Annotated in this window: 16 protein-coding genes; 3 read left to right on the top strand and 13 right to left on the bottom strand. The window is 70.8% G+C overall.

All coding sequences use genetic code 11. The annotated features are described in order from the left end of the window. Positions 1-122: 122 nt before the first annotated feature. From OG917_RS08580 to OG917_RS08590, 3 genes are all read right to left on the bottom strand, one after another. Complete coding sequence (locus OG917_RS08580; RefSeq protein ID WP_328316952.1) at positions 123-1,601, bottom strand: glutamate synthase subunit beta; 1,479 nt, start codon at positions 1,599-1,601, stop codon at positions 123-125. Further along, complete coding sequence (gene gltB, locus OG917_RS08585; RefSeq protein WP_328316953.1) at positions 1,594-6,171, bottom strand: glutamate synthase large subunit; 4,578 nt, start codon at positions 6,169-6,171, stop codon at positions 1,594-1,596. The genes OG917_RS08580 and gltB overlap by 8 nt, the downstream gene beginning before the upstream one ends. A 323-nt stretch (positions 6,172-6,494) precedes the next feature. Then, positions 6,495-7,226, bottom strand: a complete 732-nt coding sequence (locus tag OG917_RS08590; protein WP_328316954.1) for a VIT1/CCC1 transporter family protein — start codon at positions 7,224-7,226, stop codon at positions 6,495-6,497. A gap of 366 nt (positions 7,227-7,592) precedes the next feature. On the opposite strand from OG917_RS08590, the gene OG917_RS08595 reads away from it, so the two are divergent. The 3 genes from OG917_RS08595 to OG917_RS08605 are packed head-to-tail and all read left to right on the top strand — an operon-like array spanning position 7,593 to position 10,728. Continuing rightward, positions 7,593-8,552, top strand: a complete 960-nt coding sequence (locus tag OG917_RS08595; protein ID WP_328316955.1) for a carbohydrate ABC transporter permease — start codon at positions 7,593-7,595, stop codon at positions 8,550-8,552. Then, positions 8,549-9,403: a carbohydrate ABC transporter permease gene (locus tag OG917_RS08600; protein ID WP_328316956.1), complete on the top strand. Its 855-nt coding sequence runs from the start codon at positions 8,549-8,551 to the stop codon at positions 9,401-9,403. The genes OG917_RS08595 and OG917_RS08600 overlap by 4 nt, the downstream gene beginning before the upstream one ends. Next, positions 9,403-10,728 (top strand): ABC transporter substrate-binding protein, encoded by a 1,326-nt coding sequence (locus OG917_RS08605; protein WP_328316957.1) that lies wholly within the window; start codon positions 9,403-9,405, stop codon positions 10,726-10,728. The genes OG917_RS08600 and OG917_RS08605 overlap by 1 nt, the downstream gene beginning before the upstream one ends. 49 nt (positions 10,729-10,777) lie before the next feature. On the opposite strand, the gene lgt is transcribed toward OG917_RS08605, so the two are convergent. From lgt to OG917_RS08650, 10 genes are all read right to left on the bottom strand, one after another. Further along, the gene (lgt, locus tag OG917_RS08610) at positions 10,778-11,767 is read right to left on the bottom strand and encodes a prolipoprotein diacylglyceryl transferase (protein WP_328316958.1); all 990 of its coding nucleotides are present in this window, start codon (positions 11,765-11,767) and stop codon (positions 10,778-10,780) included. An 85-nt stretch (positions 11,768-11,852) separates the two neighbouring features. Continuing rightward, positions 11,853-12,677 (bottom strand): DsbA family protein, encoded by an 825-nt coding sequence (locus OG917_RS08615; protein ID WP_328316959.1) that lies wholly within the window; start codon positions 12,675-12,677, stop codon positions 11,853-11,855. Positions 12,678-12,749: 72 nt separating this feature from the next. Next, positions 12,750-13,562, bottom strand: a complete 813-nt coding sequence (trpA, locus tag OG917_RS08620) for a tryptophan synthase subunit alpha (RefSeq protein WP_328316960.1) — start codon at positions 13,560-13,562, stop codon at positions 12,750-12,752. After that, on the bottom strand, positions 13,559-14,806 hold the full coding sequence (trpB, locus tag OG917_RS08625) for a tryptophan synthase subunit beta (protein WP_328316961.1): 1,248 nt from the start codon (positions 14,804-14,806) through the stop codon (positions 13,559-13,561). The genes trpA and trpB overlap by 4 nt, the downstream gene beginning before the upstream one ends. Positions 14,807-14,870: 64 nt before the next feature. Continuing rightward, positions 14,871-15,011: a tryptophan biosynthesis modulator TrpM gene (gene trpM / locus OG917_RS30615; protein WP_443058926.1), complete on the bottom strand. Its 141-nt coding sequence runs from the start codon at positions 15,009-15,011 to the stop codon at positions 14,871-14,873. Between the two features lie 6 nt (positions 15,012-15,017). After that, positions 15,018-15,827, bottom strand: a complete 810-nt coding sequence (trpC, locus tag OG917_RS08630) for an indole-3-glycerol phosphate synthase TrpC (RefSeq protein WP_328316962.1) — start codon at positions 15,825-15,827, stop codon at positions 15,018-15,020. Positions 15,828-15,941: 114 nt separating this feature from the next. Beyond that, a complete protein-coding gene (locus tag OG917_RS08635) occupies positions 15,942-16,433 on the bottom strand; it encodes a DUF2752 domain-containing protein (RefSeq protein WP_328316963.1) in 492 nt (163 codons plus the stop codon). 104 nt (positions 16,434-16,537) lie between these two features. Then, a complete protein-coding gene (locus OG917_RS08640; RefSeq protein WP_328316964.1) occupies positions 16,538-16,786 on the bottom strand; it encodes an HGxxPAAW family protein in 249 nt (82 codons plus the stop codon). Between the two features lie 152 nt (positions 16,787-16,938). Further along, complete coding sequence (locus OG917_RS08645; RefSeq protein WP_328316965.1) at positions 16,939-17,589, bottom strand: TIGR02234 family membrane protein; 651 nt, start codon at positions 17,587-17,589, stop codon at positions 16,939-16,941. A 6-nt stretch (positions 17,590-17,595) separates the two neighbouring features. Beyond that, complete coding sequence (locus OG917_RS08650) at positions 17,596-19,092, bottom strand: anthranilate synthase component I (RefSeq protein WP_328316966.1); 1,497 nt, start codon at positions 19,090-19,092, stop codon at positions 17,596-17,598. Position 19,093 lies beyond the last annotated feature (1 nt).

The following is a 19,093-nucleotide window of genomic DNA, read 5'->3' on the forward strand; positions in this document are numbered from 1 at the left end:
CTTCCGCGGCCTTCCGCGGGCCACCGGACGCGCCACGGCGCCCACCCAGTGTCCGGTCGGGGACAAGGCAGGCGCCGCGTTCAGTTCCGCACCCCATTGTGCGGGACGTTCTGTGGGCCGGGTCAGACCGTCAGTGCACGGTCCGTCGGCTTGATCGGGGCGTGCAGCTCGCTGGCGCCCGTGAGGAAACGGTCCACGCCGCGCGCCGCCGAGCGGCCCTCGGCGATCGCCCAGACGATCAGCGACTGGCCGCGGCCCGCGTCACCAGCAACGTACACGCCGGGAACATTGGTCGCGTAGTCGGCGTCGCGGGCGATGTTGCCGCGGGCGTCGAGCTCAAGGCCGAACTGCTCGACGAGGCCGTTGGCCTGGTCGGTTCCCGTGAAGCCCATGGCCAGCGTGACCAGCTCGGCGGGGATCCGGCGCTCGGTGCCGGGCTGCGGCTCCAGCTTGCCGTCCTTGAACTCCACCTCGGTGAGGTGCAGGTGCGTGACGTTCCCGACCGTCTCCCCCTCCTCGGGCTCCGAGCCCTCGAAGTGCGTGGTCGAGACGGCGTAGACGCGCTCGCCGCCCTCCTCGTGCGCCGAGGTGACCTTGTAGAGCATGGGGAAGGTCGGCCAGGGCTGGCCCGGATTCCGCTCGTCGCCGGGCCGGGGCATGATCTCCAGCTGGGTGACCGATGCGGCGCCCTGGCGGTGGGCGGTGCCCACGCAGTCCGCGCCGGTGTCGCCGCCGCCGATGACCACGACGTGCTTGCCCTCGGCGGTGATCGGGGCCACCGTGAGGTCGCCCTCCTGCACCTTGTTGGCGAGCGGCAGGTACTCCATCGCGAAGTGGATGCCGTTCAGCTCGCGGCCCGGTACGGGCAGGTCGCGGGAGACCGTGGCACCGGCCGCGATGACCACGGCGTCGTACCTGCGGCGGAGCTTGGCCGCGTCGATGTCACGGCCGATCTCGGTCTCGGTACGGAACTTGGTGCCTTCCGCCCGCATCTGCTCGATGCGCCGGTTGATGTGGGACTTCTCCATCTTGAACGCGGGGATGCCGTACCGGAGCAGTCCCCCGATGCGGTCCGCGCGCTCGTAGACGGCGACCGTGTGCCCTGCGCGGGTCAGCTGCTGGGCGGCGGCGAGACCCGCCGGTCCTGAGCCGATGACCGCGACGGTCTTGCCGGAGAGCCGCTCGGGCGGCTGCGGGGTGACGTCGCCGCTGTCCCACGCCTTGTCGATGATCGAGACTTCGACGTTCTTGATGGTGACGGCGGGCTGGTTGATTCCGAGGACGCACGCCGACTCGCAGGGCGCCGGGCAGAGGCGCCCGGTGAACTCCGGGAAGTTGTTGGTGGCGTGCAGGCGCTCGGAGGCCGCCGACCAGTCCTCCCGGTACGCGTAGTCGTTCCACTCGGGGATGAGGTTCCCCAGCGGACAGCCGCTGTGGCAGAAAGGGATGCCGCAGTCCATGCAGCGGCCTGCCTGCTTGCTGATGATCGGCAGCAGGGATCCGGGAACGTAGACCTCGTTCCAGTCCTTCACCCGCTCATCGACGGGGCGGGTCTGCGCGACCTCGCGGTCCGTGGTCAGAAAGCCCTTGGGGTCAGCCATTGGTCGCCGCCTCCATCATCTTCTCGGTGGTCTCGTTCTCGGAGAGACCTGCCAGCTCAGCGGCTTCCTTGGCGGCGAGCACTGCCTTGTACGCGGACGGGATGATCTTGCTGAAGCGGTCTGCGGCGGCGTTCCAGTCCGCCAGGAGCTTCTCGGCCACGGTGGAGCCGGTCTCCTCCTGGTGACGGCGCACGACGTCGTGCAGCCACTGCTTGTCCGTGTCGTCGACGGGCTCGACCGCGCCCAGGTTGCCGGCGTTCACGTTGTCGCGGTCCAGGTCGATGACGTACGCGACACCGCCCGACATACCGGCGGCGAAGTTCCGTCCTGTCTCGCCGATGACCACGGCGTGGCCGCCGGTCATGTACTCGCAGCCGTGGTCGCCCACGCCTTCCGAGACGACCGTCGCGCCGGAGTTGCGGACACAGAACCGCTCGCCGGTGCGGCCGCGCAGGAACAGCTCACCGCCGGTCGCACCGTAGGCGATGGTGTTGCCCGCGATGGTCGAGTACTCGGCGAGGTGGTCGGCGCCGCGGTCCGGGCGGACGACGACCCGGCCGCCGGAGAGGCCCTTGCCGACGTAGTCGTTGGCGTCACCCTCCAGCCTGAGCGTCACGCCGCGCGGGGCGAAGGCGCCGAAGGACTGGCCGGCGGAGCCGGTGAAGGTGATGTCGATGGTGTCGTCGGGCAGCCCCGCGCCGCCGAACTTCTTCGTCACCTCGTGTCCGAGCATCGTACCGACGGTCCGGTTGATGTTCCGGATGGCGATCTGCGCGCGCACGGGCTGGGCGGATTCGGCGGAGTCGGCGTCCAGCGCGTCGGCCGCCAGCTTGATCAGCTGGTTGTCGAGCGCCTTCTCCAGACCGTGGTCCTGAGACGCGGTCCGGTGGCGTGCCGCACCTTCGGGCAGCTCCGGGACGTGGAAGAGCGGGTTGAGGTCGAGCCCCTGGGCCTTCCAGTGGTTCACGGCCCGCGCGGTGTCGAGGAGCTCGGCGTGGCCGACTGCCTCCTCCAGCGTGCGGAAGCCCAGCTCGGCGAGGAGCTCGCGGACCTCTTCGGCGATGAACCGGAAGAAGTTCACGATGTACTCGGCCTTGCCGGAGAAGCGCTCACGCAGCACCGGGTTCTGGGTGGCGATGCCGACCGGGCAGGTGTCGAGGTGGCAGACGCGCATCATGACGCAGCCGGAGACGACGAGCGGCGCGGTCGCGAAACCGAACTCCTCGGCGCCGAGGAGCGCGGCGATGACGACATCGCGGCCGGTCTTCAGCTGGCCGTCGGTCTGGACGACGATCCGGTCGCGCAAGCCGTTGAGCAGCAGCGTCTGCTGGGTCTCGGCCAGGCCGAGCTCCCAGGGGCCGCCCGCGTGCTTGAGCGAGGTGAGCGGGGACGCGCCGGTGCCGCCGTCGTGCCCGGAGATCAGGACGACGTCCGCGTGCGCCTTGGAGACGCCCGCGGCGACCGTGCCGACACCGACCTCGGAGACCAGCTTCACATGGATGCGGGCCGCCGGGTTGGCGTTCTTCAGGTCGTGGATCAGCTGGGCGAGATCCTCGATGGAGTAGATGTCGTGGTGCGGGGGCGGCGAGATGAGGCCGACACCGGGCGTCGAGTGACGCGTCTTGGCGACCCACGGGTAGACCTTGTGGCCGGGCAGCTGACCGCCCTCGCCGGGCTTCGCGCCCTGCGCCATCTTGATCTGGATGTCGTCCGCGTTGACCAGGTACTCGCTGGTCACACCGAAGCGGCCGGAGGCGACCTGCTTGATGGACGAGCGGCGCGCCGGGTCGTACAGCCGGTCGGCGTCCTCGCCGCCCTCACCGGTGTTGGACTTGCCGCCCAGCTGGTTCATGGCGATGGCGAGGGTCTCGTGCGCCTCCTTGGAGATGGAGCCGTACGACATGGCGCCGGTGGAGAAGCGCTTGACGATCTCGGATGCGGGCTCCACCTCGTCGAGCGGGATGGACTCGCGGCCGGAGGCGAAGCCGAACAGGCCGCGGAGCGTCATCAGCCGCTCGGACTGCTCGTTCACCCGGTCCGTGTACTTCTTGAAGATGTCGTACCGGCCGGAGCGCGCCGCGTGCTGGAGGCGGAAGACCGTGTCCGGGTCGAAGAGGTGCGGTTCGCCCTCGCGGCGCCACTGGTACTCGCCGCCGATCTCCAGCTTGCGGTGCGAGGCGGAGATACCGGAGGCGGGGTAGGCCTTGGCGTGCCGGGCGGCGACCTCGGTGGCGACGACGCCGAGCCCGGCGCCGCCGATCTTGGTCGCGGTGCCGTTGAAGTACGTGTCCACGAAGGCCTGGTCGAGCCCGACGGCCTCGAAGACCTGCGCGCCGCGGTAGGAGGCGACGGTCGAGATACCCATCTTGGACATGACCTTGAGTACGCCCTTGCCGAGGGCGTAGATCAGGTTGCGGATGGCCTGCTCGGGCTCCAGGCCCTCGATGAAGGTGCCGGCGCGGACCAGGTCCTCGACGGACTCCATGGCGAGGTACGGGTTGACGGCGGCCGCGCCGTACCCGATGAGCAGCGCGACGTGGTGCACCTCGCGGACGTCACCGGCCTCGACGAGCAGCCCCACCTGGGTGCGCTGCTTGGTGCGGATGAGGTGGTGGTGGACGGCCGAGGTGAGCAGCAGCGAGGGGATCGGGGCGTGCTCGGCGTCGGAGTGCCGGTCGGAGAGGACGATGAGCCGGGCGCCTGCCTCGATGGCGGCGTCGGTCTCGTCGCAGATGTCCTTGAGCCGGGCGGCCAGCGCGTCGCCGCCGCCGCCGACCCGGTAGAGACCGGCGAGCGTCGCGGCCTTCATCCCCGGCATGTCGCCGTCGGCGTTGATGTGTATCAGCTTGGCGAGCTCGTCGTTGTCGATCACCGGGAAGGGCAGCGTCACACTGCGGCAGGCGGCCGCGGTGGGCTCCAGGATGTTGCCGGCCGGGCCGAGCGTGGAGCGCAGCGAGGTGACGAGCTCCTCACGGATGGCGTCCAGCGGCGGGTTGGTCACCTGGGCGAAGAGCTGGGTGAAGTAGTCGAAGAGCAGCCGGGGGCGTGCGGAGAGCGCGGCGATCGGTGAGTCCGTGCCCATGGAGCCGAGCGGCTCGCCCGAGGTGCGGGCCATCGGCGCGAGGATGACGCGCAGCTCCTCCTCGGTGTAGCCGAAGGTCTGCTGGCGGCGGGTGACCGAGGCGTGGGTGTGCACGATGTGCTCGCGCTCGGGGAGGTCCTCCAGCTCGATCTCACCGCTCTCCAGCCACTCCTCGTACGGCTGCTCGGCGGCGAGGCCGGCCTTGATCTCGTCGTCCTCGATGATGCGGTGCTCGGCGGTGTCCACGAGGAACATCCGGCCGGGCTGCAGGCGGCCCTTGCGGACGACCTTCGCGGGGTCGATGTCCAGGACACCGACCTCGGACGAGAGCACGACGAGGCCGTCGTCGGTCACCCAGTAGCGGCCGGGGCGCAGACCGTTGCGGTCGAGAACAGCGCCGACCTGGGTGCCGTCGGTGAAGGTGACACAGGCGGGGCCGTCCCAGGGCTCCATCATCGTCGCGTGGTACTGGTAGAAGGCCCGGCGGGCCGGGTCCATCGACTCGTGGTTCTCCCACGCCTCGGGGACCATCATCAGCACGGAGTGCGGGAGCGAGCGGCCGCCGAGGTGCAGGAGCTCCAGGACCTCGTCGAAGGAGGCGGAGTCCGAGGCGTCGGGGGTGCAGAGGGGGAAGATCCGGTCCAGCTTCTGCGGTCCGAAGAGGTCGGACGCGAGCTGGGACTCGCGGGCCTTCATCCAGTTGCGGTTGCCCTTGACCGTGTTGATCTCGCCGTTGTGCGCGACGAACCGGTACGGGTGGGCGAGCGGCCAGCTCGGGAAGGTGTTCGTCGAGAAGCGCGAGTGCACCAGCGCGACGGCGGTGGCGAAGCGGCGGTCGGAGAGGTCCGGGAAGAACGGCTCCAGCTGCCCCGTCGTGAGCATGCCCTTGTAGACGATCGTGCGGGCGGAGAGCGACGGGAAGTAGACACCCGCCTCGCGCTCGGCGCGCTTGCGCAGGACGAAGGCCTTGCGGTCGAGCGCGATGCCCGTGGCGGGGGCGTCCTGGCCCTCGGGGGCGTCGGCGACGAAGAGCTGGCGGAACTCGGGCATCGTGGCGCGGGCGCCGCTGCCCAGGAGGTCCGGGGTGACCGGAACCTCCCGCCAGCCGAGGACGGTGAGCCCCTCTTCGGCGGCCAGCGTCTCGATGCGCGACACGGCGGCGGGGCTGTCGTCGAGCGGCAGGAAGGCGATTCCGACGGCGTAGGCGCCTGCCTCGGGCAGCTCGAAAGCCGTGACCTCGCGGAGGAAGGCGTCCGGCACCTGCAGCAGGATGCCCGCTCCGTCGCCGGAGTCCGGCTCGGATCCGGTGGCGCCGCGGTGTTCGAGGTTGCGCAGTACGGTCAGCGCCTGCTCGACCATCTCGTGACCGGCCACGCCGGTCAGAGTGGCCACAAACCCGACACCGCAGGCGTCGTGTTCGTTGCTGGGGTCGTACAGCCCCTGCGGGGCGGGGCGACCCTCCATGGGCGACCAGGCGTGGATGCGCATCGGCTCTCCCGTCGTCGTCGTGGCATATGCAAGTGCATAGGGACGACGTTGGCCCTCTGCGAAATTTCGAGCAGGTTACATGATGGAATGCTTCTCGAAAAGCGGATGTTTCATTCCAGCATGCGGACACCGCAGAGCGGTGGATGTGGGGGCGACACGGCCGGATCGGCGTCCGTGGGCCACTTACGGAGCAGGCGACGTTGCCTGCGGCGTTTCCGCCTTATGCCCGGTGATCCGGGGCCCGAAACCGCCCGGTAACCGATACCTATGACGTGCGACGCATAATGTCTCACCCCGCGGCCCGGAAGGCCACCCCGCCCCCGTCAGCCCACCGCGGTCCCGAACAGCGTGCCCAGCGCGTAGGTGATCCCGGCGGCCGCCCCTCCCAGCACCAGCTGCCGGAGCCCGCTGTACCACCAGGACCGTGCGGTCACCCTCGCCACCACGGCGCCGCAGCCGAAGAGCCCGATCAGCGCGAGCAGCAGCGCGGGCCACAGCGCGGTGGCGCCGAGCAGATACGGCAGCAGCGGGAGCAGGGCGCCCAGCGCGAAAGCGCCGAAGGACGACAGAGCGGCGACGAGCGGCGACGGGAGGTCGTCCGGGTCGATGCCCAGCTCCTCCCTGGCATGGATCTCCAGCGCCTGCTCGGGATCCCTGGAGAGCTGCTCGGCGACGGCGGCGGCCAGCGCGGGCTCCACCCCGCGTGAGACGTAGAGCGCCGCGAGCTCCTTCATCTCGTCAAGCGGGTGCTTGCGCAACTCGCCACGCTCGACTTCGAGTTCGGCCTGGACGAGCTCACGCTGCGAGGCGACCGACGTGTACTCGCCCGCGGCCATCGAGAAGGCACCGGCCGCCAGGCCCACCAGCCCTGTGATCACGATGGTGCGGTGCGAGACGTCGCCGCCCGCCACCCCGGTCATCAGGGCGAGGTTGGAGACGAGCCCGTCCATCGCACCGAAGACGGCGGGGCGCAGCCAGCCTCCGTTGACATCGCGGTGCGTGTGGTTGTCGCGGTGCGCTTCGTGCAGCGCCGCCTCGTTCTCCATGATGGACATCGGTCCCCGCCCTCTCTCTTCCGTCAGTGCCCCGCGCCGCACAGCGGACCCCGGGAACAACTCGAAAGTACGCACGAAAAATGGCCCCCGCCAGCAAGGAAGGCCGTACTTACCAAGGGCGGGGACGGCCGGGACCAGCCCGGATACGGTCGCCCGTGAGCGCCGTCGAGACATGGATCACACAGGGGGCGCATTGACGGCGGGGAAGCGGGTTCGCACTATCTGTAAACATTTCGCCGGGCACCCGGGGCATCCCTCGCGTCCGCCCCCACCGGCGCGGCCATGGAGAGCGGGTCCCGCCGTACCCCGCACCGTCGTACGCGCCTCCACCGCGCCGCGACCCGACCTGGAGAACCCGAGGTCCGCATGAGTCTCACCGCAGCCCGTGGCAAGGACGCCACGGGCCACCGGGGCACCCCGCCGCCCCGCACCCCGGCACAGCGCAAACGGGCGCTCGGCCTCGACCGCGGGGCCTGGTTCCTGCTGGCGCCCGCCCTGATCCCGGTCCTGGTGCTCAGCGTCGGGCCGCTCCTGTACGGCGTCTCGCTCGCCTTCACCGACGCACAGGCCGGGCGCACCACGCCGACGCGGTTCACCGGCCTCGCCAACTTCGCCGATCTGCTGCACGACTCGCTGTTCTGGGAGTCGTTCCGGATCGGCATCGTCTGGGCGGTCAGCGTCACCGTGCTGCAGTTCGTCCTGGCCCTGGGACTCGCCCTGCTGCTCAACGAGAACCTGCGCCTGCGCTGGGTGGCGCGCACGCTCGCGCTCGTCCCGTGGGCGATGCCCGAGGTGGTCGTCGGCATCATGTGGCGCCTCGTCTACCACCCGGACGCGGGCATCCTGGACAAGACCCTGAAGCAGGCGCACCTGATCAGCGACAACGTCGACTGGCTCACCAGCCTCCCGCTCGCGCTGCCGGCCGTGATCGTGGTCGGTGTGTGGGCGGGGATGCCGCAGACCACCGTGGTGCTGCTGGCCGGGCTGCAGAACGTACCGGTGGAGCTGAAGGAGGCAGCGCAGCTCGACGGCGCCGGGATGTGGCGCCGCTTCGCCACCGTCACCTGGCCGGCCGTCAGACCTGTGGTCTACGCCGTGACCGCGCTGAACTTCATCTGGAACTTCAACTCCTTCGGCCTCGTCTACGTGCTGACGCAGGGCGGACCCGGCGGCACGACCCGGCTGCCGATGCTCTTCGCGTACGAAGAGGCCTTCACCTACGGCCAGTTCGGCTACGCGGCGGCGATGGGCCTGGTGATGGTCGCTCTCATCGCTGTGCTCCTCACGGCGTTCCTGCGCAACAAGCTCAAGGAGGAGGCGGTATGAGTGTCCCCGCACGGCTCCGCGCCCGGCGGACCGCAGGCCGGACCGGTCAGTACCTCGCTCTCCTGTGCTACCTGGTCTTCCTCGCGTTCCCGCTGGTGTGGCTGGTGTCCACCGCGTTCAAGTCCCCCCGGGAGCTGGGATCGATCGATCCTGCCTGGCTGCCCGTCCACCCGACCCTGGACAACTTCAGGGCTGCCTTCGACGCGCAGCCGCTGCTGCACTCGGCGCTCAACAGCCTGATCGTGGCGGGCAGTGCGACGGTGCTCTCGGTGGCGCTGGCGGTGCCCGCCGCGTACGCCCTGGCGCGCTTCCGCAGCCGGATGTCCACGGTCGCGAACGGCTGGGTCCTGGTCAGCCAGATGTTCCCGTTCGTACTGATCATCATCCCGCTGTTCCTGGTGCTGAAGAATCTGCACCTGATCGACTCGCTCGGCGGTCTGATCGCGGTGTACGTGGTCTGGAACCTGCCGTTCTCGCTCTGGATGCTCCAGGGGTACGTCAGGGCTGTCCCGGTCACGCTGGAGGAGGCAGCGGCCATGGACGGCGCGGGGCGGCTGCGGACCCTGGTCAGCGTGGTCCTCCCGCTGCTCGCCCCGGGACTCGTCGCGACGGCGATGTTCACCTTCGTCACCGCCTGGAACGAGTTCTTCTTCGCCCTCGTGCTGCTCAAGTCCCCGGAGAACCAGACCATGTCCGTCATCCTGACCCGCTTCCTCGGCGCCGAGGGCGCCGCCGACCTCGGGCCGCTCGCCGCCGCCTCTCTGATGGCCACCGTCCCCAGCCTGCTCTTCTTCGCACTGCTCCAGCGCAGGCTGGTCGGCGGCATGCTGGCAGGGGCGGTGAAGGGCTGATGCGCACCCCTTCCCGCGTCCGCACCGCGGCGACGGCGCTGGCCGCGGCCGCCGGGCTCGTCCTCGTCACCGGCTGCGGCCAGGGTCCGGGCGACGAATCACCGGGCCGTGTCACGCTCCAATTCCTCAGCCTCGCCTGGCAGAAGGAGTCCGTGGCCGCCAACAAGGCGCTGGTCGCGCAGTGGAACAGGCAGCACCCCGGCGTCCGGGTGAACTACGTGCAGGGCAGCTGGGACAGCATCCATGACCAGCTGCTGACCTCCTTCGAGGGCGGCCAGGCGCCGGACATCATCCACGACGACGCGTCGGACCTCACGGATTTCGCGTACGGCGGTTACCTCGCCGATGTACGCGGACTGCTGCCCGCCTCGCTCAAGCGCGACATCCCCCGGGCGTCCTGGTCCATGGCCACCTTCGGCAAGGGCGTCTACGGTGTGCCGTTCCTCCAGGAACCACGGGTCCTGGTCGCCGGCACCAAGCTGCTCAAGGCGTCCGGTGTACGGATCCCGACCGTCGCGCACCCCTGGAGCTGGCCGGAGTTCGAGCAGGTCTCCAAGAAGCTCACGGCCCGGGGGCCGGACGGGCGCACCGAGCGGTACGGCGTCGCCTGGTCGATGAAGGAGCCGGTGAGCCAGTCCGTCAACAGCGCGGCGTCCACCGGGGGCAAGATCTTCAGGCAGTCCGGCGGGAAGAACAAGGTGACCTTCGACGCTGCCGACTCCGCGGTGTCGCAGGTCATCAGCCGGCAGATCAACGAAGCGCACACCGCGCCGAGGAGCAGTCTGGGTATGGGGGGCTCGGACACCCTGCCCGGCTTCTTCGCGGGCAGGTACGCCATGGTGCCGCTGAACTTCTCCTTCCGGCAGCAGGTCCAGCAGCAGGCGCCGAAGGGCTTCGGCTGGACCGTCCTGCCGATGCCCGCAGGGGACGGGCCGCACGGCAGCTCCCAGGGGGTCGTCCCCCAGACCCTCTCCGTGTCGCAGGACTCCCGGCACAAACAGGCGGCGGTCGACTTCATCGCCTTCCTGACCCAGGGCAAGAACGCCGCGCGCCTCGCACGCGGCGACTGGCTGCTGCCGAACAGCCGCTCGGCTCTGAAGGATCCCGCGCTGCGTACTCCGGTGAACGGCTGGCGCACCGGCAGCCGGATGGCAGGCGACCTGGTGCCCTCACCGGTGCTCGGGGTGCGCGGCTACGCGGAGTGGAAGGACAAGATCGCCACCCCGGCGTTCCAGGAGTACTACAACGGCTCGATCGGTCTCGGCTCGCTGCGCTCCAAGCTGACCGGCGACGGCCAGCGGGTCCTCGACCGGTACCAGCGCTGACGGCCTCCGCTCCGTACCCGCCCGGCACGGGGGGTACGGAGCGGGCCGGTCAGCCCTTGTCGGCCTGGGCCTCGGCCTTGAGCCCGTCCGGCTCCGCGGCTCCGGCCGCTTCGCCGCCGTCCGCGCCGTCGTCCGCGCTGTCCGCAGCTGTGTCCGCGGTGCGGGTCCCGCCGGATCCGGCATCGGACGTGCCATCGGCCCCGGTCTCGTCCCCGGCCGCCCCGACAGCGGCGGGCTCGACGATCTCCTCACGCCCCGGCCGCAGCTTCGACGATACGACGAAGTACGTCACGGCGAGCAGGAACATGATCAGCGCGGTCCAGTCGTTGAGCCGCAGTCCCAGGATGTGGTGCGCGTCGTCGACCCGCATGTACTCGATCCAGCCGCGGCCCACGCAGTAGGCCGCGACGTACAGCGCGAACGCCCGCCCGTGGCCGAGCCTGAAGCGGCGGTCGGCCCAGATGACCAGGAGGGCGACGCCGACGCACCAGAGCGACTCGTAGAGGAAGGTCGGGTGGTACGTCCCTGCGACCCGGTCGGGGCCCTCGCTGATCTTCAGGGCCCAGGGCAGATCGGTCGGCTTGCCGTACAGCTCCTGGTTGAACCAGTTGCCCCAGCGGCCGATGGCCTGGGCGAAAGCGAGGCCCGGTGCCAGTGTGTCGGCCCAGGCGGGAAGCGGGATCCCGCGGCGGCGACAGCCGATCCAGGCACCGACAGCGCCGAGCGCGACCGCGCCCCAGATGCCGAGGCCGCCCTGCCAGATCTTGAAGGCGTCCACCCAGTCCCGGCCACTGCTGAAGTACAGCTCGTAGTCGGTGATGACGTGGTAGAGCCGCCCGCCGACCAGGCCGAACGGCACGGCCCAGACCGCGATGTCGGCGACGGTGCCGGCGCTGCCGCCCCGGGCGATCCAGCGCTTGTTGCCGTACCAGACGGCGACGAAGACACCGATGATGATGCAGAACGCATAGCCGCGCAGCGGGATCGGTCCGAGATGGATCACGCCGGTCGACGGACTGGGGATGAAGGCAAGGTTCATGGCACCGCCGACGCTACATGGCCGGGCGGGCCCTCGGCCCACCCACCCGGCAACGTATGCGTAACAAGGCCGGCCCCCGCGGGGCTCAGGCAGCGGGCGCCGGGGAGACCGTGCCCGCCTTCTTGCCCTGGTTGGCCTCGGTCACCCACTTCTTCAGATTGGCGGGCGAGATCTGCTCGTTCCCCTTCTTCGGGAAGACCGGCGAGCCGTTGAGCTCGACCGTCGGGGTGCCGCCGAAGCCGCCCTTCTGGAACGCGGCGTTCGAACGCTTCACCCAGCTGTCGTGCTTGCCGTCGTTCACACAGGAGGTGAAGGCGGCGGTCCTCAGCCCCTCGACCTTCCCCGCCAGCTCGATCAGCTTGCTGTTCTGCGCATAGGGGTCCTGGGTCTCCTCGGGCTGGTTCTCGTAGAGCACGTCGTGGTAGGCGGGGAACTTCCTCTCGTCCAGCGCGCAGGCGGCCGCGTTGGCCGCACGCAGCGAGCCCGTGCCGCCCATGTTGCCGTCGATGAGCGTGGCGAGGTGGTACTCGACCTTCAGCTGACCTGACTTCTCCAGCTCGTGGATCGTGCTCCGGAAGCCGTTCTCGAACTGGCCGCACGCCGGGCAGCGGAAGTCCTCCCAGACGGTGAGCGTGGACGGTGCGTCGCTCGCGCCCACCGGGACCGCCAGGCTGTCCTTCCCGGTCGCGCCACTGGGCACGGTGAGTGGGCTGTTCGCACGGGAATCGCCGCTGTCCTTGCCGGAGTTGGCCGCGACCACTCCGATCACAGCGGCCAGCGCCAGCACCCCCACCACGGAGCCGCCGACGATCATTCCCCGCTTGCGCCGGTCTCGGGCCTTCTGCTTGTCGCGCTCTTCGATGAGCCGCTCTCGGGCGGCCCTCTTCGCGTCTCGGTTCTTCTCGCTCACACCCGCAGCAACGAACCGGGGAGGCACGAGCGTGCCTCCCCGGTCCCAGATCCACCCGTACGAGCGACGGCGTCAGTTTCTGCGTACGCCCTTGGCCAGGTCGCCCGCCAGTTCGCGGACTCCCTCCAGCCCGGCGGCTTCGTCCTCCGCGTCGAGCATCCGCTTGACGAAGGCGGATCCGACGATCACTCCGTCGGCGAATCCCGCGACCTGGGCGGCCTGTTCGGCGTTGGAGACCCCGAGCCCCACGCACACCGGGAGCTCGGTGGTGGCGCGCGTGCGCCGTACGAGCTCCTGAGCCTGCTCGCCCACGGAGTTCCTGGTGCCGGTGACCCCCATCAGCGAGGCCGCGTAGACAAAGCCAGAACCGGCCGCGGTGATGGTCGCCAGCCGCTCGTCCCGGCTGCTCGGCGCGACGACGAAGACGGTCGCGAGACCGTGCTTCTCCGCGTGCTCACGCCAGAGCGCGGACTCCTGGACCGGCAGGTCGGGCAGGATGCAGCCGGCGCCGCCCGCCTCGGCCAGCTCGGCGGTGAAACGCTCGACGCCGTACCGGTCGATGGGGTTCCAGTACGTCATGACGAGGATGGGCGCGCCGGTGGCCTCGTGGGCCTCGCGTACCGTGCGCAGCACGTCGGCGATCTTCACCCCGCCCTTGAGCGCGATGTCGTCCGCGGTCTGGATGACGGGCCCGTCGAGGACCGGGTCGCTGTGCGGCAGCCCGACCTCGACGATGTCGGCGCCGCCCGCGACGACGGCCTTCACAGCGGCGATCCCGCCGTCGACCGTGGGGAAACCGGCCGGGAGGTACGCGATGAGCGCCGCCCGGTTCTCCGCCTTCGCCCCGGCCAGGACCGAACTCAGGAGCGTTCTGTTGCCACTCACTTGGCTGCCACCTCCGCGTCCGCGTTGTACAGCCCGAAGTAACGGGCAGCCGTGTCCATGTCCTTGTCGCCGCGGCCGGACAGGTTGACCACGATCAGCCCGTCCTTGCCCAGTTCCTTGCCGAGGTCGAGCGCACCGGCCAGCGCGTGCGCGGACTCGATGGCCGGGATGATCCCCTCGGTACGCGACAGCAGCCGCAGCGCCTGCATGGCCTCGTCGTCGGTCACCGCGCGGTACTCGCCCCGCCCGGTGTCCTTCAGATAGGCGTGCTCCGGGCCGATACCCGGGTAGTCGAGCCCCGCGGAGATCGAGTAGGGCTCGGTGATCTGGCCCTCCTCGTCCTGGAGCACGTACGAGCGGGAGCCGTGCAGGATCCCGGGCTCACCCGCGGAGAGCGTGGCCGCGTGCTCGCCGGACTCGATGCCGTGTCCTGCGGGCTCGAAGCCGACCAGCCGGACCGAGGCGTCCGGGATGAACGCGTGGAAGAGCCCGATCGCGTTCGAGCCGCCGCCGACGCACGCGGCGACAGCGTCGGGGAGCCGGCCGGCCCGCTCCAGGATCTGCCGGCGCGCCTCGACACCGATCACCCGGTGGAAGTCGCGCACCATGGCGGGGAAGGGGTGCGGCCCGGCGACCGTACCGAAGAGGTAGTGCGTACGGTCCACGTTGGCGACCCAGTCGCGGAACGCCTCGTTGATGGCGTCCTTGAGGGTGCGGCTGCCGGACTTCACGGCGACGACCTCGGCACCGAGCATCCGCATCCTGGCCACGTTGAGTGCCTGGCGCTCGGTGTCGATCTCGCCCATGTAGACGGTGCATTCGAGACCGAACAGGGCGCAGGCGGTCGCCGTGGCGACGCCGTGCTGGCCGGCCCCGGTCTCCGCGATGACCCGGGTCTTGCCCATGCGCTTGGTGAGCAGCGCCTGCCCCAGCACATTGTTGATCTTGTGGGAGCCGGTGTGGTTGAGGTCCTCGCGCTTGAGGAACACCCGGGCGCCGCCCGCGTGTTCGGCGAAGCGCGGCACCTCGGTCAGGGCGCTCGGCCGGCCCGTGTAGTTGACCATGAGGTCGTTCAGCTCGGCCGTGAAGGCCGGGTCGGCCTTGGCCTTGTCGTACTCGGCGGCGACCTCGTCCACCGCGGCGACGAGCGCCTCGGGGATGAACTTGCCGCCGAAGTCGCCGAAGTAGCCCTCGGCGCTGGGGATCCGGCCGTCCGGATCCGGGATGAAGAACTCAGAAGACATGCGTGATCTCCGCAGGTACGTAAGTAGTGGTACGCAGGAGTGCAGGGTATGGCTGGGCAGCTGTTCAGCGCCGCCATCGCATGCCATTGGTCTGACCGGGTTCGGAACCGATGTGGTACCGCACCCGCCGTCCGTGCACCCGCCGCGCGGGCGCGCGGCACCCGCGGGGCCGGCACCCGCGTGCGAGTCGGACGGCTATGGCCATGGGAGGTCAGTCCCGCCCGTGCCGCAGCGCCGGGTGGGCGCCCGCAGCCACCAGGTCGGCGACGGCCGTCCTCGGGTCGCGGCCGGTGACCAGGGACTCGCCGACCAGTACGGCGTCGGCGCCCTCGTTCGCGTAGGCGATGAGGTCGTGCGGGCCGCGGACACCGGACTCGGCGACCTTGACGATGTGCGAGGGGATCTCGGGTGCGACGCGCTCGAAGGTGCCGCGGTCGACCTTGAGGTCCTTGAGGTTGCGCGCGTTGACCCCGATGATCCGGGCCCCGGCGGCAGCAGCCCGCTCGGCCTCGTCCTCGTCGTGGACCTCGACCAGCGGGGTCAGCCCGATGGACTCGGCGCGCTCGATCAGCGAGACGAGCGCCTCCTGCTCCAGGGCGGCGACGATCAGGAGCACCAGGTCGGCGCCGTACGCCCGCGCCTCCCAGAGCTGGTAGGCGGTGACGATGAAGTCCTTGCGCAGGACCGGGATGTCGACCTTGGCGCGGACGGCCTCCAGGTCGGCCAGCGATCCGCCGAAGCGGCGCTGCTCGGTCAGCACGGAGATGACCGAGGCACCACCCGCCTCGTAGTCGGCGGCGAGCGCGGCGGGGTCGGCGATGGCGGCCAGCGCACCCTTCGAGGGGCTGGAGCGCTTGACCTCGCAGATGACCTTGACGCTGTCGCCGCGCAGCGCGGCGACTCCGTCCTTGGCGGGGGAGGCCTTCGCGGCGCGGTCCTTGAGCTCGTCGAGGCTGACGCTCGCCTGCCGCTCCGCGAGGTCGGCGCGTACGCCTTCGATGATCTCGTCGAGCACACTCACGCGAGCGGCCCCCTTCCGGGACGTGTGGATGGATCAGGATCAGCCAGGACGATGTTATCCGCAGAAGCCCCCGGGCCCCACATCCGGTCGGTGCGAGTTCCGGTCCGTGGACGCTCACGGCGCCAGGAAGGCCCCCACGGGGAGGTTGCGCAGCACGCTGAAGACCAGGGCGACAGTACCGATCCCCCACCAGAGGGCCGGGCGGATCGTGTACCGCGTGGGCCTCCCCCGCACGGCGCGAATCAGCCATACCACCATCACCACGGCGAAGACGCCGTACCCGGCGACCGCGAGGGCGTTGTCACCGAGGGCGGTGACGAAGTCGCCGTGCGCGACGGCGTGGGCGCTGCGCAGTCCGCCGCAGGCCGGACAGTAGACGCCGGTGAGCGCGTACAGCGGGCAGACCGGGTAGTGACCGGGGTGGTTGGGGTCGACGGACCCGACGTAGGTGAAGGCGGCGCCCACCGCGGCCAGGGTGCCGAGCGGCACGAGAAGCCTGCGCCCGCGCGTCTCGGGGGCCGGGGGGCCCTGGTGTCCGGGGGCGGGCGGCCAGGCGGCAGCCGGGGCCGGGGAGCGGGGGGCGGCAGGGGCCGCGTTGGGATCCACCCGGCGATTCTCCCTGTTCGTACGGGAAGGCGCAGCTCGTACAAGGGGGCGCAGCCCGGGATTCCGGACTGCGCCCCACAGGACGGTGCTCGCGGGGAGGGCCGTCAGTGCGCCTGAGCCTGGGCGGCCTGGGCCCTGGCCGCGATGCTGGCCTCGGACTCCTTCGGCATGCCGAGCCCCGCGGCCTTCATACCGAGACCGACGACGCCGCCGAGAGCCACGACGACGAGTCCGGCGACGAACCCGACCGGGCTGGCCATCACCATGAAGGCGCCCGAGACGCAGAAGCCGATGAAGGCGATGATGACGCCGGTCCAGGCGGCCGGGGTGTGTCCGTGGCTGGTGCCCGCCATGAGTTGCTCCTCGCTGGTGTGTGTCCAGGCCCTGATTCGGGCCGAGTGTTCCACGGTCGCCCGTCCCAGCCGTGGCTCGGCGGGCGCCGGAAGCTCAGAGCCATTGTCGCGCACCGCCGCGCCGGGAAGTGAGCTGGGGGGTGAGCTGTCCGTCACGCTTCCCGTGTGGGGTCCTCGCCGCGGTCGAGCGCCTTCCAGATCTCCTCGGGGCGCTCCGGGTCCGGGGCGGTGCGGGGCTTGCGCGGCCGCGGGGTGCCGTCACGCTCGTACCGGCTGGACATGGCGGGCCACTGCTTGCCGTAGCGGAGGGCGAGCAGGCCCGCGAGGAGGATCAGCAGACTGCCGAACGCGGCCACGTAGGGCCAGGCCGTGTGGGAGAGCGCCTCGATGGTGGTCGCGGTGTTCCCGGCGCTGGTGGCCGCCTTCTCGTCCAGCGCCGAGCTGTCGCCCGCTCCGGCGAAGGCCGCCGCGGCAGCGCCGGCCCCGCAGAGCGCGAGCAGCCCTGAGACGAAGATCCGGCCCGCGCTGCGCACCGCGAAGACGGCGACGAGAGCGGCGAGACCGACGATGGCGAGGGCCGTGGGCACTCCGGTGACATCGCCTCCGTCAGCGGTCAGCGGCAGCACGCCACCGCCGACCGGGGCGTTGCCCCGGGCCCAGGTCTGCCCGGAGGCGAGGAGGACGACGGCAGCGCCGACTGCGCCGAGTAGCAGAGCGGTGGCAAGACTGCGGCGGCTGCCCGGGGAGGCTGCGGCCGGTCCTGCTTCGGATCGGGGCTGGGGTACGGCACTCACGCCCTCCACTATCCCCTACGCCTGCGACGGCCGGGTCAGGCGGTTGGCCGAACCGACGGCGCGGAGCACGGCGGCCGCCTTGTTGCGGCACTCGTTGTCCTCGGACACCGGGTCGGAGTCGGCGACCACACCGGCCCCGGCCTGCACATACGCGGTGCCGTCGCGCAGCAGGGCGGTGCGGATGGCGATGGCGGTGTCGGAGTCGCCCGCGAAGTCGAGGTAGCCCACGCAGCCGCCGTAGAGCCCGCGCCGGGTCGGCTCCAGCTCGTCGATGATCTGCATCGCGCGGGGCTTGGGCGCGCCGGAGAGGGTGCCGGCGGGGAAGCACGCGGTGAGGACGTCGAAGGCGGTGCGCCCTTCGGCGACCCGGCCCGTCACGGTCGAGACGATGTGCATGACGTGGGAGTACTTCTCGACCGACATGAAGTCGACGACCTCCACGGAGCCGGGCTCACAGACCCGCCCGAGGTCGTTGCGGCCGAGGTCGACCAGCATCAGGTGCTCGGCGCGCTCCTTCGGGTCGGCGAGCAGCTCGTCGGCGAGGTCCTGGTCCTCGCGCGGTGTCGCGCCGCGGTGCCGGGTCCCGGCGATGGGGTGGACCATGGCGCGCCCGTCCTCGACCTTGACCAGCGCCTCCGGGCTGGAGCCCACGACGTCGAACCCGTCGAAGCGGAACAGGTACATGTACGGCGAGGGGTTGGTGGCGCGCAGCACCCGGTAGACGTCCAGGGCGCTCGCCGTGCAGGCCGTCTCGAAGCGCTGGGACGGGACGACCTGGAAGGCCTCGCCCGCCCTGATGCGCTCCTTGATGTCCTCCACGACGTCCTGGTAGTCCTTGCCGCCCCAGAGCGCCGTGTACTCGGGCAGCTCGGAGGCGGGGAGCGGCGCGGGTGCGGTCCCGGAGGGGCGCGCGAGGTCGGCCTCCATGGCGTCGAGCCGGGCCACGGCGTCGGCGTGCGCCTCGTCCACCCCGGTGTCGAGGTCGTTGTGGTTGATCGCGTTGGCGATCAGCATGACCGTGCCGGCCCAGTGGTCGAGCACCGCGAGGTCCGAGGTCAGCAGCATGGTCAGCTCGGGGAGCTTCAGGTCGTCGCGCTCGCCGGGTCCGACCTTCTCCAGCCGGCGCACGATGTCGTAGCCGAGGTAGCCGACCATGCCGCCGGTGAAGGGCGGCAGTCCGCCGGACAGGTCGCGCGGGGTGTGCAGCGCGTCGACGGTGGCGCGCAGGGCCTGCAGCGGGTCGCCGTCGAGCGGGACACCGACGGGCGGGGCGCCCTCCCAGTGCGTGGCGCCGTTCCGTTCGGTGAGGGTGGCCGCGGAGCGTACGCCGATGAAGGAGTAGCGGGACCAGGTGCGCCCGTTCTCGGCGGACTCCAGGAGGAAGGTGCCGGGGCGCTCCGCGGCGAGCTTGCGGTAGAGACCCACCGGGGTGTCTCCGTCGGCGAGCAGGGTGCGGCTCACGGGGATGACGCGGCGGTCGGCGGCGAGCTTGCGGAAGGTCTCCAGGTCCATG

The sequence above is a fragment of the Streptomyces sp. NBC_00388 genome, from assembly GCF_036061255.1.
Classification (GTDB): Bacteria; Actinomycetota; Actinomycetes; order Streptomycetales; family Streptomycetaceae; genus Streptomyces.